Genomic DNA, 18,683 nt, shown 5'->3' on the forward strand with positions numbered 1-18,683 from the left:
GGTACCCGAAGATGCGCTCCAGCCGCCGGCGCAGGTAGCCCCCGCCGAACGTGTCACCGACCGCGCCCAGGGGCAGCGTGTACGCCACCTCGTCCTCGAGGACCGAGGCCTCCGGGGGGGAGCCCGGACGAGGTGCGCGAAGGGCATGTGAGCCAGCGTCCGCCGCGCGTGTCGGAGCGGGCGCGGGTTCCCGTGGCGCTCGACGCGGTGGTGGCGCGGTGTCTGGCCAAGGAGCCCGCTGAGCGCTTCGCGAGCGCACTGGACGTGCTCGCGGCGTTCGAGGCCGCGTGCGACGAGCCCGCGCTGCCGGATGTCATCGGGAGGCCGGGCGCACGGCTCCAGGCGCAGGCGACGTTCGCGGGCGCGCGGTCGGATGCGGTGCAGGGCCCGCGCACGCCTGGGGCTGTGGATGGGCGGGGCGCCACGGCGGATCCGGGCGCGCGGCCGGAGGCGGTACCAGGCCTGAGCCCGGCTGCACTGGTGGACCGGCGGAGTGCCACGCTGGATCCGCTCGCGGGCACGGCGGCCCCTGGCCTGCGCCAGCCCGTGTCGGTGGACGGAGTGGCGACGTTCGCGGGCGCACGACCGGTGGCGGTGCTGGGCCTGCGCACGCCCGCATCGGTGGAGGGCCTCAGCGCCACGCTGGAGCCATTCGGCGGTGCGCTGGCCCGGGTCGCGGCGGGGGGCTACCTGCTCGTCTTCTGCGAGTCGCTGTCCGCCGAGGCGAACCTGCGCGCGGGAGCCCTTGCGGCCCGGCGACTGGTGGAATCCCCGGAGGCAGTGGCCGTCCTCCACGTCGCGGAGCTGTACGTGCACCCGGGCACCACGGTGCCCCGCGTCGCCGGGGCCGCGCTGGAGCGTCCCGACTCCTGGTGGCTCGCGGCCGTCCCGCCGGGAGAGGTGTGGGTGACTCCAGAAGCCGCCGCGCGGCTGGAGCCCGGATGGACCGAGCCCACTGCTGGCACGGACCTGCGCCTGCGCCTCCACGACGAGGAGGGCGCGCGCGTCGAAGGAGAGACGCCTCCGTTCGTGGGCCGCGAGGCGGTGCTGGACGCGCTGGCGGCGGACGCGGACCGGAGCCTCACGGACGACGTGCCCGGCCTGTGCGTGCTCACGGGCGAGGTGGGGCACGGCAAGTCGCGGCTGCTCAAGGCGCTCGCCGCGCGGCTGGAGGGCGAGGGCCGCGTGCGCGTGGTGCGGCTGCGCGCGCCGCCTCCAGACGCGTCGGTGTCGGACTCGCTGCTGGACGCGCTCCGTGCCGTCGTGGGCCGTCCGTCCGCGGAGCCTCGCGTGCTGGCGGACGCACTGCTCGCGCGGGCCCGTGAGGCACCCCTGGTGCTGCTGCTGGACGACGCGCACCTCGCGGATCCGCTGAGCCTGGATGCGCTGGAGCGCGCCACGCTCGCCGGTCCGCGCGCGCCCTTGTGGGTGTGCGTCGCCGGACGGCCCTCGCTGCTGGGCCTGCGTCCACACCTGGGCGAGCGGAGCGCCCACGCCTCCCAGCACCCCCTGCCGCCACTGCCGCCCGAGGCGAGCCGCGCGGTGCTCGTCCACCTGCTGCGCCCCGCGGAGCACATCCCGGAGCCGGTGCTCGCGCGCCTGGAGCAACTGGCGCAGGGCGTGCCCCTGTCGCTGGTGGAGCTGGCGCGGGCGCTCCGGGCGGCGGGCGCGTTGCGGTCGGCTCCGGGCGGCGGGTGGTACGTCGCCCCGGACGCGCTGCTGGACGTGTCGGTGACGCCGCTGTTCGAACGACTGGCCCCGCGCGTCCTGGCCGGCCTTCCGGAGGTGCACCGCGTGCTGGCGCGGCTGTGCGCCGTGCTGGGCACGGAGGTGGACGTGGCGCGCGTGGACGCGGCCCTGCGCCACCTGGCCGTGGGGCCCGAACTGTCGCGCGCCGCGACGCTGGATGCCGGCGCGGGGTTGCAGCGGCTGGCGCGAGCAGGCCTCCTGCGCCCCGCCGGCCCCGGCCGCTTCGCCTTCCGCCATCCGCTGTTGCGCGAGGCCCTGGAGGCCCTGCTGCCTCCGGCGCCCCGCCGCGCGCTGCACGCCGCCGCGCTGAGGGCCAGCGTGGGCGACGACGTGGCGGAACGACGACGCCGTGCCCGCCACGCCGCGGCCTGCGGCGCCCACCAGGAAGCCGCGCGCGACTACCTGGCGCTGGCGGAGGAGGCGCGCGCAGGACACCTGTCGGTGGAGGCGGAGCAGCACTACACGCGCGCGCTGGCGCTCCTGCCGGAGTCCGACACCGCGAGGCGGGCCCAGGCCCTGGCGGGACGGGGCCGCGTGCGCCACCGGCTCCAGCGCTTCCGCGAGAGCCTGGCGGACCTGGCCGCGGCGCGCACGCTCGCGAAGGCGCGCAAGGACGCGGCCCTGGAGGTGGACCTGCTCCTGGAGGAGGCCACCGCGCGCGACTGGATGGAGGACTCGGAGGGCTCCGCCGCGTGCACGCGCGAAGCGATGGACGCTATCGAGCCGCTGGACGCGCCGCGCCTGTCCCTGCGCTGTGGACTCGCCCGGGGCCGGCTGCACGTGCGCCAGGGCGAGTGGGCCGCCGCGGCGCGCGTGCTCGCCTCCACCGCCGAGGGCGCCGAGGGCGCGAGGGACCACGAGACGCTGGTGGTGTCGCTGGCCCTGCTGGGCGCCTCGCTCACCTTCCTGGACCGCGCCCCGGAGGCCGCCGCGCGCTTCGACGAGGCGCTGGCGCGCTGCGAGGCCGCGGGGGACGGGCTGCACAAGGCCGCGGTCCTGAGCAACCGCGTCCTCTTGTGGCTGCGTCAGGGCGACGTGGCGCGGATGGAAGAGGACCTGCGCCGCGCGATGGCGCTGGGGCGCGAGCTGGCCCACGCGCAGATGGAGCGCTGGTCCACCTTCAACCTGTCGGAGGTGCTCTACATGCAGGGCCGCCTGGACGAAGCGCTGCCCCTGGCCTGGCGTGCCCACGAACTGGGCGTGCGCTTCTTCCGCGAGCATCCGGTGCCGGTGGATGCGCTGCTCATCGCCCGTATCCTCGCCGCGGCGGGAGACGAAGGGGCGGCGGCCCGGCAGCTCGCCTGGATTTCACAGCGCTGTCCGCCGGAGTCGCTGCCGCCCACGGCCATCATGCGGCGGCTGGTGGAGCTCCAGGTCCACCAGCAGGCCGCGGGCGCCTTCCATGCGCCGGACTGGGACGCGCTCCACGCCGAGGCGGAGGCCCTGGCCTCCCCGGACGAGAAGATGGAGATCCTCCTGCAGGCCACGCGCATCGCCCGGGGCACGGGCGCGATGGGTGAGGCACGGGCCTGGCTGGCGCGGGCCGCGCAGGCGGTGGCCGAGGCACCGCTGTGGTCTACGCGTTTCCACGCAGTGCAGGCCGCGCTCGCCGCCGAAGCGCTGTAGCGCGAAGCGCTACACGGGCCGCGCTCCGTAACGTTTCGCGCTACAGCGAGACAAGAAGGCCGCGTCTGGGGTTTCCTTCGGGGGGCGGCGGCATTGCCAGAAGCCCTGGCCCGCCGGGTGCTTGGTCCGGCCTGCCTCGTCCCCCGAAGCCTGACTAGGAGCGTTCGCGCGATGGCCTCTTTCTTCCCCAGAGTCCCCTGGTGTTTCCTGCTGCTGGCGCTGACCGGCTGCGAGCCCGCCGTCACCGAGGGCCCCGAAGCCGAGGTGCCCGGCACGAGCGAAGCCGACATCCGCATCGCCAACTCGCTCAGGACGCAGGAGCTGGTGCTCAACGCCATCGCCGCCAACCACGGCGCCAACGAGGCGCTGGCGACGCACTCGCTGGAGTCGCTCTTCGACCCGGACGTGGTGGAGGCCAGCGCGGAGAGCGCGCTCATCGCCAACCAGCTCCATGACCCGTATGCGCAGCGCTTCATGGCGTACCTCGTGGGCTGCGCGCTGGGACCCGACGAGAAGCTGGAGTGGCTCAACCCCTCCCTGCCCGTGGGTTCGCAGCGCAGCGAATGGGTGGGCTCCGCGGGCCTGTGCCCCCAGTGGCTCACGAGCGCGCCGCTGCCGGACTCCGCGTGCCTCAAGCGCGTGACGGCTTGTCTGCTGGCGCGCAACAACGGCCTGGGCAGACGCGTGGAGCTGTCGATGCGCGGGGAGATCCACGAGCCGCTCCTCTCCCTCCACCAGCCCTTCACGCTGGACTCGTGGACGGCGCCGCTGGACTACGTCCCGGGCTCGACCGCACCGCTCAACAGCGCGGCGCCCTGTGGCAGCGCGGCGGTGGGCTCCGGGCGCGACTGCGGCTGGGCGATGCACTCGGTGGGCTGGTGCCCCGCGGGCCAGACGGTGTCGGTGGGCGCGGGAGGCCCCACGGGAGGCCCGGCGGCCTGCGGGTCGGGCGCGCCGCTGGGCTCCAGCTCGGGCGCGCGCATGATGCTGCGCGTGTGCCGGGGCATCGCCGGGTGTGACAGCACGGACGGCCGGCTGGTGGCGAACAGCCAGGGCTGCGCGGCGGGCTCCACCTCCCCGCTGCCTTCGCCCGCGACGGATCCGTCGGTGAGCGTCGCCTGTCCGGCGCAGGGTGGGTACTTCACGGTGATGACCGCGCCCTGGAGCAGCACGGCGGCCGGCACCGCGAACGTGGCGGTGAGCGCGGGGGCGCAGGCGCCGCTCTCCGAGCGCGGGGTGTACCGGGTGCGCGAGGGGGCCTTCTACGGCAACCTGTTCGGCTCCGCTGCGCTGCGCGACGACATCAACGTCACGGTGACGCTGGACCTCAGGCGCAAGCGCTACGTCGTCAACCGGCCGACGTCGCCCCAGTCGCAGCCCATCTTCAACGACCTCTACTCCTGCTACGACCCGGGCTGGGTGTACGGCATGGCCTACGCGACCTACCGCGTGTGCGCGCTGCCCGGCACGAACCAGGACTGCGCGGCCACCGTGACGGGCCCCTGCTGGGACGCGAACCCCGGCGCCCCGCGCCAGTGCAAGACGGAGGATGGCGCGTTGCTGACGGGCGACGGCGACTTCGAGAACTGCGCGGACCCGCTCGACAACCGCTGGCTGGAGCCCGCCACCGTCTTCCTGAATGGCGCCTGCGACCTGGTGGACTCCGAGCACCGCGCGCTGTGCGCGCGCTGGTCGGAGCCTCCGCCGCCCCGCGAGGATGGCCAGGGCGGTGGCACCGACAAGACGCCGGTGGAGCCGCGCAAGCGCTGAGCCCATGGCGGGGAACGGCGAGGAGGCGCTGTACGGAGAGGAGCTGCGGCCGGGCGCGCTCGTGGGCGAGTGGGTGGTGGAGCGCGTCCAGGTCCGGGGTCCGGTGTCCGCGCTGTACCGGGCCCGGCACGCCAGGACGGGCGTGCCCGCCGCGCTGAAGGTGCTGCACCCGCAGGTGGCCACGGCGGCGGTGGCGCTGCGGCGCTTCCGGCGCGAGGCGGCCACGCTGCAGCGGCTGCACCACCCGCACATCGTCACGGTGTTGGGGTACGGCGAGCTGTCGGACGGCCGGCCCTTCATCGCGATGGAGTGGCTGGAAGGCCAGGACCTGGCGGCGGAGCTGGCCACGCGCGGGCCGCTGTCCCCGCGCGAGGTGCTCGCCGTGCTGGAGCAGGTGGGCGCCGCGCTGCGGGTGGCGCACGCGGCGGGCGTGGTGCACCGCGACCTGAAGGCGCAGAACGTGGTGCGGCTCGCGCAGGGGCAGGGGGGCCCTTCGGTGAAGCTGGTGGACTTCGGCGTGGCGAAGGGGCTGGTGCCGGGCGCCCCGGGCAGCTCGTCGCTCACGCACACCGGCGTGGTGCTGGGCACGCCGCTGTCCATGGCGCCGGAGCAGATCCGCGGCCAGGTGCCCGACGCGCGCACGGACCTGTACGCGGTGGGTGTGCTGCTGTTCCAGTTGCTCACCGGCATGCCGCCCTTCCAGGGCACCACGCGCCACGAGGTGGAGCAGCAGCACCTGCACGCGCCACCGCCCCGCCCCGGGGAGCACGCACCCGTCTCCGCGGCGCTGGACGCGGTGGTGCTGCGCTGTCTGCGCAAGGAGCGTGAGGACCGCTACCCGGACGTGGACGCGCTGCTGGAGGACCTGCGCGGCGCGGTGCTCGGGGGCGCGGCACCGGTGGAGGTGCCGCGCGCGCTGGGCCTGTACGTGCAGGGACGCACGACGGCGGACCCGGGCCCCGCCGGCATGGAGGACCTGGACGCGGGGCTGGAGCGCGCGAGTGCCCTGGCCCTGGAAGCCGGGTTGGAGGTGCGCGTGGTGGGCAGCGCGTGCCTGCTCGCCGTGGCCAGCCTGCCGGACGACGTGCGCCGCGAACGGGAGCTGCGCGCGCGGGTGCTGGACGTGGGGCTCGCGCTGACGCGAGGGGAGGCCGCCGCGAGCCTCGCCGTCACCGTGCACGTGGACCGGCTCGCGTCCGACGCTGCCTCCCGGAGCGCGCCCGACGCCGCGGCCTCCGCGTGGGATGACGCCGGCAACGAAGGCGGGCTGCTCCACCTGCCCGCGTGGGTCCAGGACGGAGGGGACGGCGCGCTCGTCGTCACCGGAGCGGCGCTGCGCGGACTGGAGGCGGACTTCGTCTCCAGTCCGGTGCCGGGTGCCAAGGACCGCTTCTGGCTCTCAGCGAGGCGCTGAACGGCTCACCACTGCGGGCACGCCGTGGCGCCGAAGGTCGTGGAGTAGGCGGTCGTCTTTCCATACACCCACGCGGTGTTGGAATCGCAGCCGCAGATCCACCAGCCGACCTCGTTGATCTTCTCCGGCTCCGAGTAGAAGACCCGCTCGTAGGACTGGTGGCCACACGCGGGGAGCTCGTCCTCGCGCGTGGCCAGGTCCACCGGCGCGTCCACGTCCGCCTCGACACCGCCACAGCCCGCCAGCAGGCCCACACCCATCAGCACGGCCATCAGCTGCTTCTTCATGTGTGTCTCCTTGAGGGACTCCTGGAATCCCGAACCCAGGGAGGCTCCCTCCAGGGATTTGATGCACGGTCATCCTCTCCAGCACAGAGGGAAAAGATGACCCGGCGGCAGCGTGTGTTCGCTTCAGGGCTTGATTCCGTGCCGGCGCAGCAGCCGGTAGAAGTGCACCCGGTCCATGCCGGCGGTGACGGCGGCCTGGGCCACCTTGCCCTGGTGCTTCTCCAGGAGCGCGCGCAGGTAGCGCCGCTCGAAGTCGTCCACCACGCGCCGCCGCTGCTCCGCGTAGGGGCGCGACAGGTCCACCTCCAGCGGGCTGCCCTCCGGCCGCGAGTCCTCCTCCGCCAGGGGCAGCGCGTCCTCGAACACGAGGCAGCGCTCCAGGTGGTTGCGCAGCTCGCGCACGTTGCCCGGCCACGCCGCGTGCCTGAGGCGCGACAGGAACTCCGGCGTGCGCAGCGCGCCCGTGCGCTCCGGATCCGCGCCCAGCGACTGGAGGATGCCCGACACCAGCATGGACAGGTCCTCCGGCCGCTGGCGCAGCGACGGCATGCCGATGCGCAGCACCGCGAGCCGGAAGAACAGGTCGGAGCGGAAGCGCCCCGCGTTCACCTCCGCGCGCAGGTCGCGGTGCGTGGCCGCCATCAGCCGCACGTCCACCGGCAGGTACGTGTTGCTGCCCACCCGGCGGATCTCCCGGTTCTCCAGCACGCGCAGGAGCTTGGGTTGCAGCTCCGGGGGCAGCTCGCCAATCTCGTCCAGGAAGACGGTGCCGCCGTCGGCCTCCTCGAAGACGCCCGCGCGCCGGTTCACCGCGCCGGTGAAGGAGCCCTTCTCATGGCCGAACAGCTCGCTCTCCAGGATGTGGGCGGGGATGGCGCCGCAGTCCACCACCAGGAACGCCGCGTCCTTGCGCCGGCTGGCCTGGTGGATGGCGAGCGCCGCCTGGCTCTTGCCCGTGCCCGTCTCCCCCTCCAGCAGCACGGTGACGTCGCGCGCGGCGGCGCGCTCCATCATCGCGAAGCAGCCCCGCATGGCCACCGACGTGCCCACCAGCGAGCCGAAGCGCGTCAGGTCCGACAGCGGCAGCCGGTTGCTCTCCGCGCTGAAGTCGAACCTCAGGACGACGCGGCCCAGCCGCAGCAGGCTGCCGCTGCGCAGGATGCCCTCCACCACCTGGACGCCGTCCACGATGACGCCGTTGAGGCTGTCCAGGTCCTTCACCTGCGGGCCCTTGGGGCCGATCTTCACCTCGCAGTGGAAGCGCGACACGGTGGAGTCCTCCACCGCGCAGTCGTTGAGCGGGTGCGAGCCCACCGAGCAGGTGTCCGACGTGGACTCCCACACCGTGCCCGCACCGGGGCCCTCCACCACGGACAGGCGGAAGCGACGCACCACGGGCAGGTCCCCGGGACGGCGGGCCTGCTCGTAGGGCAGCGTCACGTGGAGCGCGGCCTCCGTCTCCTCTTCTTCCGGGCGGGCGGCCTTGTCCTTGTGCTCCCCCGGGCTTCCGTCGACGCGGGTTCGATCCGACACAGACATGAAATTCAAGCTAGCACGTCCGGGGCCCCCCGGCGGGGCCGCACGGAGCCGGGTGAACACATGGGCGTTCGCGCGTCTGGCCGCGTCAGCTCAGCGTGACGTCCAGGAACATCATCAGCACGAAGCCCAGCATCAGGCCGGCCGTCGCCTCGCGCGCGAACTCCTGGCGGTGGCTCTCCGGGATCATCTCGTCGCTGACGACGTACAGCATGGAGCCGCCCGCGAACGCGAGCGCCCACGGCAGGATGCCCGACGCGAACGACGTGGCGAAGAAGCCCACCAGGGCGGCGGCCCCCTCCACCAGCCCCGTGTACAGTGCCACCAGCACCGCCTGCTTGCGGCTGTACGCCACGCCCATCAGCGCCAGCGCGACGACGAAGCCTTCCGGCACGTCCTGCAGCCCGATGCCCACGAGGATGGGCGCGGCGATCTCCATGGAGCGGCTGCCCACGCCGGTGCCCACCGCCAGCCCTTCCGGGAAGTTGTGCAGCGCGATGGCCAGCACGAACAGCCAGATGCGCTTCAAGTTCGCGGCCTCGGCGTTGCCCTCCTGGCCCTTGATGAAGTGCTCGTGGGGGATGAAGCGGTTGCACAGGTGCAGGAACAGGCCGCCCACCAGCATGCTGCCGCCCACCACCAGCGCGGAGGTGAAGCGCGACAGGTAGCGCGCCTCCCCCAGTTCGATGGCGGGCACCACCAGCGAGAACGCCGTGGCCGCGAGCATGACGCCCGCGCTGAAGCCCATCAGCACGTCCTTGGAGCGCCGCGAGATGTCGCGCGCCGCCAGGGCGGGCAGCGCGCCCAGGCTGGTGGACAGGATGGTGACCGCGCTGCCGGCGAGTGCGAGGACGAAGGTGGAGGTGCCGAAGCCGCTGTCGGACATGGCCCCCCAACCTGTCCCAGTCCCCGGCGCGCGGCCACCTTTTCCCGTGTCGGCTCCAAGGCCCTCAGGGGGACTCGGCTGCTTCCAGTTGACGGAAGTGGGCCTGGAGCAGCGCGCCCGCGTCATGTCCGGGCACCGAGCAGCCGCCCCCGTCGAACGTCGTGGGCTGCCAGGTCGTCAGGTCCTTCACCAGGGTGCCAGGCACGTCGAAGGCGTGGCCCAGCAGGCCGATGCGGTGGCCCTGGAGGTACGTGAAGAAGTCCGGGATGCGCGCCTCCGTGCCCACCTTGCAGGTGTCGCTGTTGGCGTTCCACTCGGTGGCGATGACGGGGTGCGTGGCCGTCAGGGAGCCGAAGCGGGTGTTCCAGTTGTTCTGATCCGCCGCCAGCGTCGCGTTGTCGGCGATGTGGAAGTAGTACGGGTGCACCGCGTACATGATGCGCGCCGGGCTGAGCGTGTCCGTCAGCAGGGGCACGCCCTGGAGCTTCCCCGCGTAGTTGGCGCCGTCCGCGATGAGCACCTGCGTGGCGCCCAGCGAGCGCACGTGGTTGACCAGCTGCTGGTAGCCCACCGCGGGCACGCCCAGGTTGGACAGGGGGGACGTGCCGCCGTTCTTCCACTGCGCCCAGCCCGCGCTGGTGGCCTCGTTCTGGGGCTCGTTGAAGAGCTCGAACATCACGTCCGGATCCGCCTTCAGCACCGGCACCAGCGTGGACCAGGAGCGCAGCGTGGCGGCGGACGGCAGCGGGTGCACGTCACCGCAGGAATAGAACTGGTCCTGCATGGAGACGATGACCACCAGCCCCAGCGAGCGGGCCAGCTGCACGTTCGCCTTCACGCGGTCCACGTAGGACTGGCGGAACATCGGGTCCTGCGGATCCAGTCCGCCCTGGCTCACCTGGAAGCGCACGGTGTTGGCGGACCACGCGTCGCGCGCGGCCAGCAGCTCTGTCTGGCCAAAGGCGTTGCGGGCGTTGCGCGGCACGCTGGGGGGATTGGCGCAGCCGTCGGGCGCGAGCACGCCCACCATGTTGAAGCCCCGGGGCAGGAAGGGCTTCCCGTCGCGGAGCAGCCAGGCGCCGTCCACGCTCAGGCCGGCCGCGCCGCCGCCGCCGTCCATGGCGACGTCCAGGTGGTTGAAGTTGAAGCCGCCCGTGTCCGCCACCACCTGCACGGAGTGGACGTTGGCGCCCAGCGTGAAGCTGCCCAGCGACACCGTGGACCACGACTGCGCGCCGGTGGCCTGCGTGAAGCTCACCGCGGGGCGGACGAAGCCGTCGATGACCAGGTGCAGCGTCTTCGTGCCCGTGACGCCGGACGCGACGCGGGCCTTGAAGCTGTAGGTGCCCGCCTGGGTGACTTGAATCGTGTAGCCCAGCCACTCGCCCGGGGCGATGGCGGTGACGTTGTAGCCACCGCCCACGTCGGTGGTGGGCTGGAGGTCCACGTCATCCGCGCGGTACACGCCGCCGGAGTTGCCGGCCGTGGTGTCGTGGTAGCCCACGCCCTCGCCGCCCGTCTTGTAGTCCTCCGCCTGGAGGCGCGCCGGTACGGGGACCGCCACGGCCTGGGCCTGCGTGGTGGGAGGCGCGCTCTCGGCGGCGTCGTCCAGCGCCTCGGGAGCGCAGCCGGCGAGGAACAGCAGGGAGGCGAGGGGAAGCAGCGGGGTGCGGCGCATGGGGGCTCTCGGGTGTGAAGGGTCAGGGGGCGTCATGGGCGCAGGCGCTGCTTCTCGCGCAGGAGCAGGTGCCACTCCTGGAGGTTCGTGCGCAGGGCGCCCAGCCATGCGTCGATTTCAGGGTCCATGCGCGGATCCACGCCGCGCAGCGACTCCAGCAGGGGCCGGGCCTGGGACTGGCCCAGACGCGCGAGCCCCTCCAGCGCGGACTTGCGCACGGCGGGGTCGCTGTCGCTCTTGTACAGCGCGGTGAGCGAGCGGCGCGCGGCCGCGGACTCGGTTCCCGGCACGCCGCCCAGGGCCTTCGCCGCCGCCGCGCGCAGGGCGGGGTCCTCCGAGCGCAGGTGGCCGGTGAGCTTGCGCACCGCCTCCGGGCTCGCGGCCTCCATGGAGACCTCGCCCAGGAGGCGCTTCGTCACGGCGGGGTCCTGCGACGCGCCCGCGACCTGGATGGCCTTCTCCGCCAGCTCCGCGTTGTGGCCGTAGTAGATGCCGGCGCTCTCCGTCACCAGGTTCTCCGCCACCGCCTGGCGCACCTCCGGCGCGCTGTCGCGCACGAGCTGCTCGTAGGTGACGACGTCGCCGTTCTTCGCCATGAACTCCACCGACGGGGCGCCCTTGAGCGCGCGCACCGCCGCCGCGCGCAGGCCGGGATCCGCGTCCTGCTTCGCGCGCGAGAGCAGCGGCTGGAGCAACTCCGGCTGCTGCGCGTTGCTCGCCTTGGTGGCCAGCGCGGCGCCAATCGCCTCCAGCACACCCGGATCCCTCTCCTCGCTCACGGCCTTGCCCAGGGCCTGGGGCGGCAGGGCGATGGCGGCCTCCTTCAGGCGCAGCCGCGCGTAGCGTTGGTATGCAGGGGAGCCCGTCTTCATCGCCACGCGCACCTCGTCCAGCATGCCCTCCACGGTGCAGGCCGTGGGGGTGGGGACGGCGACTTCTGGCGCGGGCTGGGCCAGGGTGAGGCCCGGGAGCAGCCCCAGCCAGAGGACGCAGGCTGTCTTCGTTCGCGAGCCCATCAGTGCGGCGCTCCTTCCTCGACCACGCAGTCGTGGTGTTCCTTCTTGCCCAGCCAGATGCGCGCGAAGTCCGTCGTGCCGGTGGCGTACAGCGCCTTGAAGTCCAGGTAGTCCTGCCGCAGGCGCGGATCCTTGCGCGCGAACTCCTCCACCAGGGGCAGGGCGTCCGCGCCGGCCGCGCGCACCGCGAAGCGCAGGAAGGCCCAGCGCACGCACAGGTCCTGCTCCCCGTCGAAGGCGGCGCGGAACGCGGCCAGGGCCTTCTGCGGATCCTCGGTGACGGCGAGCCGGAAGGCGGCCATCTCCCGCACGTCGCGCTCCTTGTCGGTGCGCATCACCTTCGCCAGCACGTCGATGGAGTCCGAGTCGAGCAGCGGGTCGGAGTACGACGGCATCTCCAGCGCGAGCAGCCGCACGGCCGTGTCCTCGGACGTGGTGCCGATGTCCAGCAGGTCCTTCCAGTACGGCGCATAGGTGCCCGTGCGCGTGTAGTCCTCCTTCATCACCCGGCCCAGCGTGCGCGCGGCCATCCAGGCGGCGGCGTCCGCGGAGTCGTCCAGCGCGATGGTCTTGAGCCGGCCGCGCGTCTCGGGCGTGAAGCGGTGCTGGGTCTCCAGCGCGTCCAGCGCGGAGGCGCGGTCCGGCGCCGCCAGCGACTTGTCCTCGGCCACCGCGAGCAGCTTCTCGCTGACGCGCGGATGGCGCACGGCGGGGGCGGCCTTCAGCGCCTCCAGGTAGATGGCCGGCTCCGGCGGCGCGGCCTTCAGCGCCCACGTCACCAGTTGCAGCGCGCGGTCCGGATCATTGCCCACCAGCTCCGTGAGGCGCTCCTGGAGGTACGCCACCAGCGCCGTGTCGCGCGCCTGGATGGCGGCGGCCACGGCCGCGTGCACCGAGTCCAGCGTCGCGCCCTGATCAAACGCGGCCAGCCCGTCCCAGCACCCGGGCATCGGAATCTGCTCGCCGCGCGGTGGACGTGCGCCAGGCGCGGCGGCCACGGGGGCGCTGCCCGGTGCGCTGGCGGTGGAGGTGGAGGGATTCGTGTCCCCGGACGGTGGACGTGCGGCGTCATCGGAGCGGGCCGCGCCCCGCCACAGCACGACGCCCACGGCGACGAGCAGGACGAGGAGGCCGGCGAGCGCGACCTTGATGGGTGGACGGGAGGTCATGTCGGCAGGGGGCTCACGCGGAAGGAAGAGGGCGCACGCACTCCGCGCAGCGGAGCGGGAGCGGGCGGAGACGCAGGAGCCGGGCAGGGGACGCGGCGCGGAACGCCGGCCCCTGCTCGGGAGCCGCGGGGGCTACAGCGTGGGGACGCCCAGGCGGTTGGTGCAGTTCGCGTTGGTGCCGCACGTGGTGCCGACGCTGGTGTACCAGGCCGACTTGCGCGTGCCGTACTGACGGTTGTCCGCGTGCACGTGCGGGCCGGTGGCGCTGCCCGTGCCGCCCACGAGTCCCAGCGCGCAGCGGTCACACGTCTTCGTGCCGGAGCTGACGTTGGCGTAGATGTGCAGCTGGCGGAAGTCCCAGCCGCTGCCGCCGGACACCACGTAGTAGTTGCCCGCGCCGCCGTTGCAGACGGAGCCGTTGCAGGCCGCCGCGCAGCCGCCGTAGTAGTAATAGTAGTAGTTGCCCACCAGCATGCCCCGGTGGTTCCACTCGCCGCAGGACCCGTTGCCGATGTCCAACGCCGTGTGGCTGCTGCCGGTGCAGCCGTAATACGTCGTCGAGTTCACGTACGCGGCCGGGTCGCAGATGGGCCCGTTCGCGGTGGCCGCCGCCGCCGGACCGGCCCACACCGCGGCGACCAACGCCGCCACGGTGGTCATCAAGCTCTTCAGCTTCATGGGGTGCTCCCTCCCGTCCATAACCCGCATCCCACGGATGTCAGGTAAGACGTAGAAACGGTAATACACGAAAGCCGAGTCACATTCTCGGGAATTGGTTCTTGAGAAACGCAGCGATTCCGGGAGGTTCCGTGCCGCGCTGTGTCGTTTTGAGGTGGGGTACGCAACCCGGGCGAAACGTTCGCGACAATCTGGAATGACCTCGATTGGCAAGCCCGGTTCGCGTCCCACCCCCCTCGTGAAGCAGGAGCCGGTGAAGGCGCCTGTCACGGCCCCCCGTCCCAACGCGGTGAAGGCCGCCGTCTCCCAGCGGATGTCGGACGGCTTCGAAGGGGGGCCTCGCGCCGCCCCGGCCCGGCCCCAGGTGCTCAAGGAGATTGGAACGCAGGCTCCGGGCGGCGAGGGTGACAAGGCCGGCGCCAAGAAGGACGGCGGCGGTTTCCTGGGCGGCATCCGCTCCACCATCAAGGACATCATCAAGGACGCGGCGAAGGCCCTGGCCCCGCAGGTGAGCACCAACGCCGCGGGCAACACGGTGGTGGACCTGGGCGTGGGCAACAACACCGTCAAGGTGTCGCAGAACAAGGACGGCGGCCTGACCATCACGTCCGGCAAGGACACCGTGACGCTCACGGCCGAGCAGGCCAAGGGCGCCATCATCCAGGGCGGCGCGGGCGATGACTCCATCACCCTGGACGCGAGCGTCACCCAGGACCTCACGCTGGATGGCGGCGAGGGCAACGACAAGCTCACGGGCGGCAAGGGCAACGACAAGCTCGTCGGTGGCGCGGGCAACGACACCGTCATTGGCGGCGAGGGCAAGGACACGCTCAGCGGCCTGGACGGCGACGACTACCTCGAGGGCGGCGCGGGTGATGACCGCATCCTCGGCGGTGAGGGCCGTGACGTGCTCTACGGCCTGGATGGCAACGACTACGTGTCGGGCGGCGGCGGACGCGACTACGTGGACGCGGGCGCGGGCGACGACAAGGCCTTTGGCGGCGCAGGCGACGACCAGGTCATTGGCGGGCGCGGCAATGACACGCTGAGCGGCGGCAGCGGCAATGACGCGGTGGCGGGCGGCGCGGGCAAGGACACCGCCCGCGGCGGCACGGGCGCCGACAAGCTCTACGTGGAGGAGGGCGAGAGCACCCCCGACGTGGCCACGGGCGAGAAGACGATCGTCGACATGACGGATGCCGACCAGCGCGGCACCTCCGTGTCCGTCACCGGCAGCGCGGAGTTCCAGGCGCGCACGCAGTCGGACCTGGACGCGATGCGCTCCATGCCCTCGGGCCAGGAGCTGCTGCGCACGCTGGATGACAGCGGCAAGAAGACGACCATCCGCGAGACGGCCAGCGGCAACAGCGCGGGCGGCACGAACTTCAACGACGGCTTCATGAACGCGGACGGCACGGCGGGCAAGGGCACGGACGCGCAGGTGAACTACAACACCACGCGCATCTCGCTGGGCAGCGAGGAGTGGATGAACCGTCCGCCCGTCGTCGGCCTGTTCCACGAGCTGGTGCACGCCTCGGACATGGTCAACGGCACGCTGGCCCTGGGTGAGAAGAACGGCACGCGCAACCTGGAGCCGTCCGCGGTGGGCCTGCCCATCGACCTGGACCAGGACCCGTCCACGCCGGACGTGGTACAGGGCGGCCGTCCCGGGGAGAACGTCCTGCGCGACGAGCTGAACCTGCCCACCCGGCCGCGCTACTAGCAGGAGGTATTGGATGCGAGGCTTCCGTCAGGCTGGCGCCTGGGTGGCGCTGGCTGTCATCGTCGGTTGCACGCGGGCGCCGGAGCGGCCCGCGGACCCCGGAGGGAGTCGCGTGGCCCAGGCGGACGTGGAGTTGAAGGTGGAGTCGGTGGTGCGCGAGGCGGACTCGCTCGCGGTCACCTACGCGGTACACAACCGGACGCCGCGCGCGGTGTTGCTCGTGGACGGCCTGATGGACTTCGGCTTCAGCGGCCATCCCACGCTGTCGCCGGAGCGGGCCTACGTGGACCTGTCCGGAGGGCAGGTGGTGCTGTCGCGGATGGTGCTGCGGGTGCCGGACGACCTGATGGTGGAGTCGCCGGAGGTCCCCGCGGTCAGCCGCGTGGAACCCGGCGCCACGGCGAACCGGCGCGCGGTGGTGCCGCTGCCCCTGCGCACGTCGCTGCCGTACCCCACGGGTCCGGAGCAGACGCTCGAAGGGGCGCAGGTGCGCGAGGTGCGCCTGCGCGTGGGCTACCTGCCGGACGCGGACACGGTGAAGCTGCACGAGGGGAAGGACTCCCAGGGCACGCAGACACGGACGCCGGAGTACGGGCCCGCGGTGACAGCGCAGCGCGTGCTGGACAGTGGCCCCCAGCCGGTGTCCGGCCCGAAGTAGGGAGCGCCGGTCCTGGCCTCGCCAGAAGACGGCGCGGACGAGCGCACGCAAGGGGCGGGCCCCGTCCTCATCACCGAGGACGACGACGGGCGCCGCTCGCTGCGCTTTGGTGAAGGGGGCGCGCGCCAGAGCGTGGTGTGGCCCGGCGAACCGCTGCGGCTGGAGCTGCCCTACACGCGCATGGCGATGGTGGCGCTGGCGTTCATGCCCCGGCCGGAGAACATCCTGGCGGTGGGGCTGGGCGGCGGCGCCATCCCCATGTTCCTGCGCACGGTGCTGCCCGACACGCACATCGACGTGGTGGAAGTGGACGCTGGGGTGGTGGAGGCCGCGAAGCAGTACTGCGGCTTCCAGGAGGACGCGCTGCTGCGGGCCCACGTCGCGGACGGCCGGGCCTTCATCGAAGCGGAGGGGCCGCCGTACGACGTCATCATCCTGGACGCCTATGGGGCGGACCACATCCCCCTGCACCTGGCGACGCGAGAGTTCCTGGGGGCGGCGCGCTCGCGACTGACGCGGGGCGGGGTGGTGGTGGGCAACGTGTGGGAGTCGGCGGCGAACCCGCTCTACGACGCGATGGTGCGCACCTACCAGGTGAGCTTCCAGGGCCTGTCGCTCTTCGAGGTCCCGTCCAGTACCAACCGCATCCTCGTGGGCCTGGAGGGACCGTTGCGGCTGACGCGCGAGGCGCTGGTCGCCCAGGCCCGCCGCGTGGAGCAGGAGCGGGGCCTGCCGTTCCGGTTGAGCTCGCTCGTGGCGCAGCGCTACCGGCCCCTGACGCGGCGGTTGGGGCGAGGCCGGGTGTTGACGGACGCGGGGCTGGGGGACGAGAGCCTTTACGACGATGGGTGATGGACGGAGTGAAGGTCGCTCTGCTGGCCAGTGAGCACGGCCCTGCCCGGTCGCGGCTGAATCGCCCGGGGGCACTGCTAATCTTGAATCCGGCACGTCAGCACTCTTGCGGGAGACGCGATGAACGGCGCGAACGACGGACGACCCGGCCAGCCCTCTTCTTCCCAGGAAGACGCGGAGCCGCTGACGGACGGCGAGTCCGACGGCTCGGGGTTGCCGGGCCTGCCGCGTCCTCCACCCATCTACGTGCTGGAGGGCAACACGCTGAAGACGCGCCTGACGCGCGCGGTGGGGGTGCACTACCCCTTCGTGGGCGCGGGAATGGCGTTCGTGTCACTGCCGCCGCTGGTGATTGCCGTATCGGAGGCGGGCGGTCTGGGAATGCTGGGCGCGGCACCGGAGCCGGCCACCGTGCTGGAGGCACGCCTGAAGGCCATCCAGGCAGGCACGCGAAGGCCCTACGGCGTGGACCTCATCGTGGACCGGCTGGAGACGCAGGGCGGCTTCACGTCGCGCGACCACGTGGATGCGTGCATCGCGGCGAAGGTGCCGGTGGTGGCGTTCCACTGGAGGCTGCCGCCGGTGGAGTGGATCCGTGCGCTGCAGGCCGCGGGGACGCGGGTCTGGATGCAGGCGGGCACGGTGGAGCTGGCGCGGCAGGCGCTGGACGCGGGGGTGGAGGGGCTCATTGCACAAGGGCGGCAGGCCGGGGGGCGCAACCTGGGCAGCACGCCGACGCTGGCGCTCGTGCGCGAGTTCCGGGCGCTGTCGGCGGAGGTGCCGGTGCTGGCGGCGGGAGGCATCGCGGACGGCTTCAGCGCGGCGCGGGCGCTGTTCCACGGCGCGGACGGCGTCTGGGTGGGCACGCGGCTCATCGCATCGGTGGAGGCGTACGCGCACCCGCTCTACAAGCAGCGGCTGGTGGAGGGGGACGCGGGCGACACGACGATGACGACGTTGTTCGGCCCGGAGTGGCCGGGCACGCGCATGCGGGTGCTCCGCAACCGCGTGGTGCGCGAGTGGGCGGGGCGCGAGTCGCGCGTGCCGACGCAGGCGCAGGCGTCGGAGGCCATCGGGACGACGCTGCTGTTTCCGGGCGTGCTGGACGTGCGGTACGTGATGCCGAGGTTCAGCGCCTTCCTGCCCACGCCGGACACGCAGGGGGACCTGGAGGAGATGAGCCTGCCGGCGGGAGGCGCGAGCATGTCGCGCATCGACACGGTGCAGCCCGCGGGGCAGATCGTCGTGGAGATGATGGAGCGCGCGCGCCGGCTCCTGGAGTCGCCCGAGGGTCTGGATGATGAGGACGAGGACGACCGGGGTTAGGGCGGGGGCAGGTACTGCTTGTAGCGGTCCTCCCACGCATTGAGCTTCTTCGAGATGCTCGCGCACTTCTTCTCCGTGGTCGCCGTGGGGAAGGATGCGAAGGCCTGGCTCAGCTCCTCCCCCATCTCCACAGGGAGCGCCATTCCCTTCTTCCGGCTCTCCTCCATCCGCGTATTGAGTCGGCGGAGGCGAATGGCTAGACGGTTCTGCGCCACTTCGAAATCAGTGAGGGCGGGCGGCGGGGGCTCGCTGGCTTTCAGCTCGGACGTTTCGCTGGCGGGCTCCGTCGTGGTGACCGGCGCGGGTTCCTTCGTG

Annotated in this window: 15 protein-coding genes; 7 read left to right on the forward strand and 8 right to left on the reverse strand. The window is 72.7% G+C overall.

The window, feature by feature from the left end; translation table 11 throughout:
• The first annotated feature begins 147 nt into the window (after positions 1 to 147).
• From D7X12_RS25715 to D7X12_RS25725, 3 genes are all read left to right on the forward strand, one after another.
• Entirely contained in the window at positions 148 to 3,375 is a 3,228-nt protein-coding gene (locus D7X12_RS25715) for an AAA family ATPase (RefSeq protein WP_439329395.1), read from the forward strand.
• A 171-nt stretch (positions 3,376 to 3,546) separates the two neighbouring features.
• Positions 3,547 to 5,145, forward strand: a complete 1,599-nt coding sequence (locus D7X12_RS25720; protein ID WP_208719281.1) for a hypothetical protein — start codon at positions 3,547 to 3,549, stop codon at positions 5,143 to 5,145.
• A gap of 4 nt (positions 5,146 to 5,149) precedes the next feature.
• Positions 5,150 to 6,559, forward strand: coding sequence for a serine/threonine-protein kinase (locus tag D7X12_RS25725; protein WP_120627923.1), 1,410 nt, complete (start codon positions 5,150 to 5,152; stop codon positions 6,557 to 6,559).
• Positions 6,560 to 6,564: 5 nt separating this feature from the next.
• Here the strand turns inward: D7X12_RS25725 and D7X12_RS25730 are convergent, their stop codons facing one another.
• The 7 genes from D7X12_RS25730 to D7X12_RS25760 form a co-directional block, all read right to left on the reverse strand.
• Complete coding sequence (locus D7X12_RS25730) at positions 6,565 to 6,846, reverse strand: hypothetical protein (protein WP_120627924.1); 282 nt, start codon at positions 6,844 to 6,846, stop codon at positions 6,565 to 6,567.
• Positions 6,847 to 6,969: 123 nt separating this feature from the next.
• Positions 6,970 to 8,385 carry a sigma 54-interacting transcriptional regulator gene (locus tag D7X12_RS25735; protein WP_244224772.1) on the reverse strand — a complete coding sequence of 472 codons (1,416 nt, stop codon included), beginning with the start codon at positions 8,383 to 8,385 and terminating at the stop codon, positions 6,970 to 6,972.
• Positions 8,386 to 8,470: 85 nt separating this feature from the next.
• Positions 8,471 to 9,268 (reverse strand): ZIP family metal transporter, encoded by a 798-nt coding sequence (locus tag D7X12_RS25740; RefSeq protein WP_120627925.1) that lies wholly within the window; start codon positions 9,266 to 9,268, stop codon positions 8,471 to 8,473.
• Between the two features lie 64 nt (positions 9,269 to 9,332).
• Complete coding sequence (locus tag D7X12_RS25745) at positions 9,333 to 10,946, reverse strand: cellulase family glycosylhydrolase (protein WP_158620123.1); 1,614 nt, start codon at positions 10,944 to 10,946, stop codon at positions 9,333 to 9,335.
• A 32-nt stretch (positions 10,947 to 10,978) separates the two neighbouring features.
• On the reverse strand, positions 10,979 to 11,962 hold the full coding sequence (locus D7X12_RS45145) for a HEAT repeat domain-containing protein (protein ID WP_120627927.1): 984 nt from the start codon (positions 11,960 to 11,962) through the stop codon (positions 10,979 to 10,981).
• Complete coding sequence (locus tag D7X12_RS25755; RefSeq protein ID WP_120627928.1) at positions 11,962 to 13,131, reverse strand: HEAT repeat domain-containing protein; 1,170 nt, start codon at positions 13,129 to 13,131, stop codon at positions 11,962 to 11,964. The genes D7X12_RS45145 and D7X12_RS25755 overlap by 1 nt, the downstream gene beginning before the upstream one ends.
• 132 nt (positions 13,132 to 13,263) lie before the next feature.
• Positions 13,264 to 13,809 carry a peptidase M23 gene (locus D7X12_RS25760; RefSeq protein WP_120627929.1) on the reverse strand — a complete coding sequence of 182 codons (546 nt, stop codon included), beginning with the start codon at positions 13,807 to 13,809 and terminating at the stop codon, positions 13,264 to 13,266.
• 196 nt (positions 13,810 to 14,005) lie between these two features.
• Here D7X12_RS25760 and D7X12_RS25765 point away from each other — a divergent pair, with 196 nt between their 5' ends.
• The 4 genes from D7X12_RS25765 (at position 14,006) to D7X12_RS25780 (ending at position 18,368) form a co-directional block, all read left to right on the forward strand.
• The gene (locus D7X12_RS25765) at positions 14,006 to 15,532 is read left to right on the forward strand and encodes a M91 family zinc metallopeptidase (RefSeq protein ID WP_120627930.1); all 1,527 of its coding nucleotides are present in this window, start codon (positions 14,006 to 14,008) and stop codon (positions 15,530 to 15,532) included.
• Between the two features lie 13 nt (positions 15,533 to 15,545).
• Positions 15,546 to 16,190 carry a hypothetical protein gene (locus D7X12_RS25770; RefSeq protein WP_120627931.1) on the forward strand — a complete coding sequence of 215 codons (645 nt, stop codon included), beginning with the start codon at positions 15,546 to 15,548 and terminating at the stop codon, positions 16,188 to 16,190.
• Positions 16,191 to 16,322: 132 nt separating this feature from the next.
• A complete protein-coding gene (locus D7X12_RS25775; protein WP_244224770.1) occupies positions 16,323 to 17,042 on the forward strand; it encodes a spermidine synthase in 720 nt (239 codons plus the stop codon).
• Positions 17,043 to 17,162: 120 nt separating this feature from the next.
• Positions 17,163 to 18,368 carry an NAD(P)H-dependent flavin oxidoreductase gene (locus D7X12_RS25780; RefSeq protein WP_120627933.1) on the forward strand — a complete coding sequence of 402 codons (1,206 nt, stop codon included), beginning with the start codon at positions 17,163 to 17,165 and terminating at the stop codon, positions 18,366 to 18,368.
• On the opposite strand, the gene D7X12_RS43775 is transcribed toward D7X12_RS25780, so the two are convergent.
• Positions 18,365 to 18,683 (reverse strand): hypothetical protein (locus D7X12_RS43775; protein WP_208719283.1); only part of this gene is annotated, 319 nt, incomplete at its 5' end. The two genes, D7X12_RS25780 and D7X12_RS43775, sit on opposite strands and share 4 nt — an antisense overlap.

The organism is Corallococcus sicarius (genome assembly GCF_003611735.1).
GTDB classification, from domain to species: domain Bacteria; phylum Myxococcota; class Myxococcia; order Myxococcales; family Myxococcaceae; genus Corallococcus; species Corallococcus sicarius.